Origin of the sequence: Gracilibacillus thailandensis (assembly GCF_010994055.1) — a bacterium.
Classification (GTDB): domain Bacteria; phylum Bacillota; class Bacilli; order Bacillales; family Amphibacillaceae; genus Gracilibacillus; species Gracilibacillus lacisalsi.
This window is the reverse complement of sequence record NZ_WJID01000041.1, coordinates 22,370-29,491: the sequence shown is the minus strand read 5'-3', so window position 1 is coordinate 29,491 and position 7,122 is coordinate 22,370. Positions and strand designations below refer to the sequence as shown.

The window sequence follows — 7,122 nt, the reverse complement described above, 5'->3', positions numbered from 1 at the left end:
GAAGCCTTTTTCCCCGGAACAGACCGGCGCTTCCGTGGATATCTCTTTTCCATATCTTCGTTACTTCGCAGTTTATGTATTTTGTGCTTGACTATTAAGAAAAACCGGGAAAGCCCACCCGATCCTTTTCATTGACCAAAATAATATATCGATGGTATAAAGTATTTATTTTGAGATGGATATTGGGCGTAACAATCGCTGCGGCTTGTCCACTTCCACTCCTACGGGATGATTTTCGACTAAGATCCAGTGGAAAGGGAAGTGAACAGCCGCAGCGATGGTTTCCTGTACAAGCTATTTCATAATGGCTACCCTGCTTACAAATGCGTTGATACCGCGGATTATATACCTTCCTTGTCGAAAAAAAAAGCCTATTACATCACTAAAAGTGACACAATAGACTTCCGCTTTATCTCGGGTTCCGACACATTCCCGGAATTAAGAAAATATCGACAAATAGCCAAATCCATAGCACGACTAATGGAATCCAGCCAATTAAGAGCCAGGTAGTACCCCATCCTATGATACCGAGTAGAAGCTGGGTGATCCCACTCCCTACACGACCTGTGTAAAAACGATGCAAACCGATTTGTCCGAAGAAAAACCATAATAAATATGCAATAGCTAAGTTTCTTTCCTTTATCATCATATTAACTCCTCTCATTTACGATAACATGTACTTGTTAATTTTATCACGTTAGGTCCATTATAGTGTATGAAAAATAACGACTATGATTTTATCATAATTTTGGAAATTGGATAACCTAACATATTGGCATTTGAACCATTAGTTATTTAAACTGAAATATAATATAAGTAAATTTTTGTTTTGCCCGTATCTTTCTATCCTCCAAATTAGTTATATAAGTAGGGAGGTTCCAAAGGAGTGAATGCAATTGCATGTCAACAGAAGTTTTTCTGCCAATGAAGGAGGTTATCACATGGAAGTAGAACGACAATTTCATCAATTATATCCAAAGCTGAAGAAATATTCATATTTTCTAGCTAAAAATAAATGGGATGCCGAAGATCTTATACAAGAAACTTTCTTTAAAGCGATGAAACATTATCATTCATCTGAAATAAGTGCAGCACTTTTGAATAAAATTGCTTACCATGAATGGATGGATACCGTAAAAAAAAGAAAGGTTGAGGTTTTTAAAACATCGGAAGAGAAATCAAAAGAAGACCCAGCATGTAAGGCAGATCGATTGATTGATTTAGCAAAATTATTAGTGAATCATTTAACGCCAAAACAAGCAGTTATTTTCATGCTTAAAGAAGCATTCAGTTATCAATCAGGGGAAATAGCTGATTTACTGGATACAACCGAAATGGCAGTCAAATCAACTCTGCACAGAGCAAAAAACAGATTAAACCATAACACTTCCCTTCAGTCCATCGATTCATTTTGGCAGGAAGAAGAAAGAAAGAAATTGTATGACTTGTTATACCGATCCCTTCAGGCAGATGATCCGGTTATATTGATTGATTGTATTTCCACCTTACATTCATTGGCGGAAACACCTATCCTTGCAAAAACAACGCATTCATATTCACCTCTCAATATGTATTCTATGGCCGCATAGAAAAGGAGGAAATGATATGGCTACAATTCCATATGTCATTGAACAATCAAGTCACGGAGAACGTTCCTATGATATCTATTCACGATTATTAAAGGATCGAATTATTATTATAGGCGATGAAATTAATGATCAGGTAGCAAACATTGTAACAGCTCAACTATTATTTTTGGAAGCTGATAATTCTGAAAAGGATATTTCCATTTATATTAACAGCCCAGGTGGTTCCACATCTGCAGGATTTTCCATATTTGATACAATGGAGCTTGTCAAACCAGATGTTAGAACAATTTGTACCGAGATGGCTGCTTCTTTTGGAGCTTTGCTGTTGCTTGCGGGGACGAAAGGAAAGAGATATGCACTTCCTAATAGTGAAATAATGCTGCATCAACCTATTGGCGGAACAAAAGGGCAGGCAACAGAAATTGAAATTACGGCTAGAAGAATCTTAAAACTCAAAAGTCACATTAACGAAATAATCTCCGAGCGTACAGGTCAATCCGTTGAAAAAGTAGCAAAAGATACAGAGCGTGATTATTTCTTAAGCGCACAAGAAGCTATGGAATATGGGATCATCGATCAAATTATTAAGAAGAAAAGATGATGGAATAGTTGTAGAAGTGCGTTTCATTTTGAATGCTCTTCTACCGATCCATTTCTTCTTGCAGAACGCTTACAATATTATATTTACTGACTATGTATTCAGTACTTCAAATACTAGTGTAAAAAATAAAAGGCTTAACTTATTCTAGATGATAAGCCTTTTTATTTATTTTGTATTATCCCCTTCATGCGCAAAACTCCCGTACATGCAGAGAGCTACTACACCCCTAATTATTTGTAGAAAAGATAACTAGATCCTTTACTTTATATCTCAATATACGATTTAATCTTATGTAACGATATAAAGAGGTGGTTTTTATGAGCAATAATATCTCCCTATTAAACCAATATTGGACTGACATTTATTTTCATTTACACTATCCACATAAAGAAAAAATTTCTCATCAAGTAGTGCGTATCCTTCAGCTTATAGATAAACGAAAAGAAATAGGAGTTGGTGAAGTTGCTTCCCACCTGAATGTTTCACACAATACGGCATCTGAGCACGTTAAAAGAATGATTGCTAAGAAATATTTAAAAAAGAAAAGAGCTACAAAAGATGAGCGAAAAGTAATTCTTTCTTTAACAAATTTAGGTGAAGAAGTTTTATATCGAAACACCAGTCTGGATGAAAAGAAATTAGAACACGTGTTAAATCAATTGAATGAAAATGAAAAAAGTTTAATAGAAAATGCCCTAAAAACTTTGAGTGAGCGAGCAAAACAATGTATGTGATATTGAAAATTATCGTCTCAGCTGTCGTTATTGGGATTGTTACAGAAGTTTCGAGAAGACTTCCATCCTATGGAGGAATAATAGCAGCTCTTCCTTTAGTAAGTTTACTTAGCATAATATGGCTGTATGTTCAGGGAGAAGAGACAACAACTTTAAGTAAGTTTGCGTTAGGAGTTCTTTGGGGATTTCCGGCAACTGCCGTTATGTTAATAATCGTGTATATCGCATTACAAAATGCAGTTCATTTATTCATTTCAATAGGTTTAGGTGTATCTGGATGGTTAGTATTTCTATTCATTCAAGATCTAGTTTTAAAGCACTTACTACAATAGACGAACTTTTGCTTAAAAGTTCGTCTCACAAAAGATGGTTCTGTTCCTTAACGAAGAGAAAAGGAGACGAACTCTTATATTTTACAAGAATAGCAAAAGAGTCCCTTCAATTTGAAGAAACCCTTTTGATTAACCAAATTTATTCAATTGGTGACAACTCATCTTCTGTTACCCATTTATGATTAGTAACCTCTTCACCCGTCGTAGTCAAAGTAAAATCAACCATATATACAGTAGTATCAATTGCTGAGTCTATCTCGGCTGTTGCACCATCCATGCCTTCCATATGAGCTGCATTTATGGTTGCTTCATCTCCAATTTCTAAAGGCTCTTCACCGACACCTTCTAATTCTTCATGAATAACCCATTTGTGATCTGTAACTCTATCACCACCATTTGTTGGTGTGTAGGACACTGAATAAGCTGTACTATCGTATGCACCAACAATAGTTGCTTCAGCACCATTCATACCTTCCATATGGTCTGCTTCAATCATAGCTTGACTGTTTACTTCATAAGTTGGATTTTCAGCTTCTTCTAATTCTCCCGGAACCTCACCTGACCCAGACATATTCATTTCGGAATGATCATGGTCCATATCTTCCGTTTCAGCTTGTGCTTCAGATTCCATGTCCATTTCTTCTATATTTTGTTCTGTTTCAGCGCCATCTGGATTTGTTTCCTCTGTTTCATTAGCGCAAGCTGCTAATAAAAAGATTACAAATAAAGAAAGTAGTGAAGTTGTTATTTTTGTCATTGATATCCCTCCATTACACCATTTGTCTATACAGTGCCCTAGAGAGTTGCAAATTATGTGCAGACTGCTTGTATATATTAAGAATATTTATTTCTGCGATACAAATGACCAACCACCAAGCATAACAAGACTACCGAAAGGAGAACGAATACCAGATAATTTATTTCGAAATTATCTTTAGTTTGACTATTTTCTTTATTAGAATCTTTTCCTGCCTGTGATTTACTGTCTGTTGTTGCTTTTGTTAGATTATATGATTGGATAACTTTTTCTTCTTCATTGACAATACTCAATTTTCCATCTCGGGTTACCTGCTTTTCGACTTGATCATGTAAAGTGTGAGTATATGCTCGTTTTTCAGGATTTATATATTTGTCTCCATCTAGAGTAAATGAAGTATCTTTATCAATATAAGATGTTTTGTAATGATCAAATCCGTAGTCTAATAGTTTGATAGTATCATCATATACCCCATTCCTTTCGTTACTTTTCAAGGTAATCACTATTAAACTTAAATCCTCATCTTCTGCTGTTGTTGCTAGCGTATAACCAGATTGATGGACAAAACCATTTTTTCCTCCGGTAATATTTTCATAAGGGATTTCTCCCTTTACTAATTTGTGATGAGTTATGATGGTGGTATCCCATGTCTTACCATCCCATTCCATTTCTTTTGTACCAAAGATTTCTTCAAAGGTTTCGTTTTCCATAGCATACTTCGTTATTTTTGCTAAATCTTCTGCTGTGGTAACATGTTCAGCGTCAAATAAACCGTGTGGATTCTTGAAATGAGTATTTTGAACACCAACCACATTTTTAAGATAATGATTAATATCTTCCGAAAATTGTTCTTCACTACCGCTTAGATGCTCAGCAATTGCTACTCCTGCGTCATTTCCAGAATTAATTAATAACCCTTTAATCAATTGTAATAAGGGGACTTTTTCACCTTCCTCCAAAAAAACAGTGGTACCTTTTACATTTTTAGAACTTGCATTACTGCTAATCGTTACCTTATCATTTACATTTCCTTTTTCAATGGCGTAGATTGCTGTGGCAATTTTCGTAAGACTTGCTGGATACATTTGAGAGTTGGCGTTCTTTTCATAGAGAACTTGTTCTGAATCTGCTTCCATTAATATGGCTGCTTCACTTTCAATATTTGGTGGGGTATTCGATTCACCATGAACTTTTGGGATAAATATAGTATTTATTATCATTAATGTTGCTATCCATAATGCAAATTTTCTCATTTCTACTCTCCTAAGACTGCTATTCATGCATCTATTATAAAGATAAAATATGATGAAAATGTGCAAATCTATCATTTGTAACATTCGTTTAAAATAGTATATAAATTGTAATATACTACATTATACTGGTAAACAACCTAAACCTTTTGTTAATTGGGGAAATCATATTTACCTTTACTTGTTTGAGATTGTGAATCTTTGTACTTCCTATGTTTTCTTGCCAATGTTCGTATTCACCTGTCTCAAACGTAATTTTGTCACTTCCTGACAATAGAGTTAAATCATTATCCTCCCAAAAATATGAGTGGTCACCAATTTTTTTCAACCCTTCCCCTTTCAATTTGTCATCCAGTCTAAAAAGAAATTCTATTTGAACAAATACATCCGCTCTATCATCAGTTAAAACACGAATAGTCCAATCATTACCTTCTCGCTCTATATCAATGGTAACTTCAAAGGATTGGTTATGTGTTACGTTTCGATATTGATGTGGTAGTAAATACCATATTCCTTTGTTCTCACTATTTTGGGGTAGATATTGACCAGGAATCGGACCAGTATATCCCTTATCTAACACTTTCGTTAGTCGATAACCGTGTTTCATTTGCTCGAGTCCATCAAACTCTACCAATCCGGGGGAAAAGCTTGTATACATTTTAATACCTAATATTTCTGCTTTTCCGTTACGCAAAGAGAAAAAAGAAGGGTTTTTCGTCATAATAGTTGCGCTAATATCTTCATTACGGTACCTTACAACTGGTGCACCAAAGGAAGTATGCATGCTGCTATGCTCGATACGATTTTCATGACCAACGCTTTCCAAAGCCTTTATATTTTCCTTTATTGGATAATCACCGTTTATAACTTTTTCATAAACCTTAGGTAGTTCAGCTTTTTCTATATTCTCAGCCTGAATAAATGGGAATGATAGATAACCTAGCAAAATGTGATTGTTGACAGGTCCCATTTCAGAAATAGTTTCAATTGCTAAATCTGCCATTGCTTGAAATACAGGGTTATGATCATGATGAGCCATCAACCGGTAAATCAAATGGTAAGGAGACAAATCATAATGTTTATCTAAATCCTGCCTGCCAGAATACTCTGTTACTACTTCCCCGTTTGGATGCACTAGATAGACCATCATCTTCAAATTATTGCGTACATGATCCAGTAACTCCGTTTTATTTAATAATATAGCAGTGTGATAAAGACTGATATCGCTAACAGCGTTATATATACCATTACTTCTTTCGGTCCATTCTCCATCCTTAGTTATATCTAAGCCTTCATTTAGCCATTCTTCTGCTCTTCTCACCAATCTATTATCATTAAAAATATGATAAAGATTTGCTAGGGCAGAAGTTAATACCCATCGATGATTTGGCGTGTGACAGCCCCCAGTTAACATTGCTGACATAGATCTCTTTAAGAATAAATATAATTTTGATGCTAACATTTTCGATCCATCTTCCTCTAGTAAATGATAGATTTGCGAGAACCCAGCTACAACAAATCCGGTATCAGGTGGTGAATGATAATTAGTATAACCAGGTGATATCGTCCCGTCATCATGCTGCATGGTTAGCATATAATCTAATGCAAGGTCTATTCTATTTTTTAACAGCTTGTCATGGTAGTATCTAGATTCCGGATTCACATATGCAGATACCCAACTTGCTATCACACTCCCTGTTCCAACATGAGTGGGGCTAGGAATCCCAGTATGTCTGTCAATAATCCCACCAAAATAGCGACTTCTGGACTCTAATATTTGTCTTTCCAAAAAAGTTGTTGTGATGACATCATTTATTTTGATCAGTTTCTTATAAGCCTTCATGCATAAAACCTCCCGA

8 protein-coding genes are annotated in these 7,122 nt (G+C 35.3%); 4 read left to right on the top strand and 4 right to left on the bottom strand.

Going from position 1 to position 7,122, the window contains the following annotated elements:
* Positions 1 to 409: 409 nt before the first annotated feature.
* A complete protein-coding gene (locus GH715_RS12910; RefSeq protein ID WP_153835708.1) occupies positions 410 to 646 on the bottom strand; it encodes a TM2 domain-containing protein in 237 nt (78 codons plus the stop codon).
* A 295-nt stretch (positions 647 to 941) separates the two neighbouring features.
* On the opposite strand from GH715_RS12910, the gene GH715_RS12905 reads away from it, so the two are divergent.
* From GH715_RS12905 to GH715_RS12890, 4 genes are all read left to right on the top strand, one after another.
* The gene (locus GH715_RS12905) at positions 942 to 1,589 is read left to right on the top strand and encodes a sigma-70 family RNA polymerase sigma factor (RefSeq protein ID WP_163578643.1); all 648 of its coding nucleotides are present in this window, start codon (positions 942 to 944) and stop codon (positions 1,587 to 1,589) included.
* A 16-nt stretch (positions 1,590 to 1,605) separates the two neighbouring features.
* Positions 1,606 to 2,190: an ATP-dependent Clp endopeptidase proteolytic subunit ClpP gene (clpP, locus tag GH715_RS12900; RefSeq protein WP_153835706.1), complete on the top strand. Its 585-nt coding sequence runs from the start codon at positions 1,606 to 1,608 to the stop codon at positions 2,188 to 2,190.
* Between the two features lie 317 nt (positions 2,191 to 2,507).
* Positions 2,508 to 2,924, top strand: a complete 417-nt coding sequence (locus GH715_RS12895) for a MarR family winged helix-turn-helix transcriptional regulator (protein WP_153835705.1) — start codon at positions 2,508 to 2,510, stop codon at positions 2,922 to 2,924.
* The gene (locus tag GH715_RS12890; RefSeq protein ID WP_018930448.1) at positions 2,915 to 3,256 is read left to right on the top strand and encodes a DUF3147 family protein; all 342 of its coding nucleotides are present in this window, start codon (positions 2,915 to 2,917) and stop codon (positions 3,254 to 3,256) included. Before GH715_RS12895 ends, GH715_RS12890 begins: the two co-directional genes overlap by 10 nt.
* A gap of 139 nt (positions 3,257 to 3,395) precedes the next feature.
* Here GH715_RS12890 and GH715_RS12885 read toward each other — a convergent pair whose 3' ends face one another.
* The 3 genes from GH715_RS12885 to GH715_RS12875 form a co-directional block, all read right to left on the bottom strand.
* Positions 3,396 to 4,013, bottom strand: coding sequence for a YdhK family protein (locus tag GH715_RS12885; protein WP_153835704.1), 618 nt, complete (start codon positions 4,011 to 4,013; stop codon positions 3,396 to 3,398).
* A gap of 77 nt (positions 4,014 to 4,090) precedes the next feature.
* Positions 4,091 to 5,266 carry a D-alanyl-D-alanine carboxypeptidase family protein gene (locus GH715_RS12880; protein WP_153835703.1) on the bottom strand — a complete coding sequence of 392 codons (1,176 nt, stop codon included), beginning with the start codon at positions 5,264 to 5,266 and terminating at the stop codon, positions 4,091 to 4,093.
* 115 nt (positions 5,267 to 5,381) lie between these two features.
* A complete protein-coding gene (locus GH715_RS12875; RefSeq protein WP_153835702.1) occupies positions 5,382 to 7,106 on the bottom strand; it encodes a prenyltransferase/squalene oxidase repeat-containing protein in 1,725 nt (574 codons plus the stop codon).
* Positions 7,107 to 7,122: the final 16 nt, after the last annotated feature.

Coding starts and splice junctions, on each gene's coding strand:
- GH715_RS12905 (WP_163578643.1), top strand. CDS start 942: ATGGAAGTAGAACGACAATTTCATCAATTATATCCAAAGCTGAAGAAA.
- GH715_RS12910 (WP_153835708.1), bottom strand. CDS start 646: ATGATAAAGGAAAGAAACTTAGCTATTGCATATTTATTATGGTTTTTC.
- GH715_RS12875 (WP_153835702.1), bottom strand. CDS start 7,106: ATGAAGGCTTATAAGAAACTGATCAAAATAAATGATGTCATCACAACA.
- GH715_RS12895 (WP_153835705.1), top strand. CDS start 2,508: ATGAGCAATAATATCTCCCTATTAAACCAATATTGGACTGACATTTAT.
- GH715_RS12880 (WP_153835703.1), bottom strand. CDS start 5,266: ATGAGAAAATTTGCATTATGGATAGCAACATTAATGATAATAAATACT.
- GH715_RS12890 (WP_018930448.1), top strand. CDS start 2,915: ATGTATGTGATATTGAAAATTATCGTCTCAGCTGTCGTTATTGGGATT.
- GH715_RS12885 (WP_153835704.1), bottom strand. CDS start 4,013: ATGACAAAAATAACAACTTCACTACTTTCTTTATTTGTAATCTTTTTA.
- clpP (WP_153835706.1), top strand. CDS start 1,606: ATGGCTACAATTCCATATGTCATTGAACAATCAAGTCACGGAGAACGT.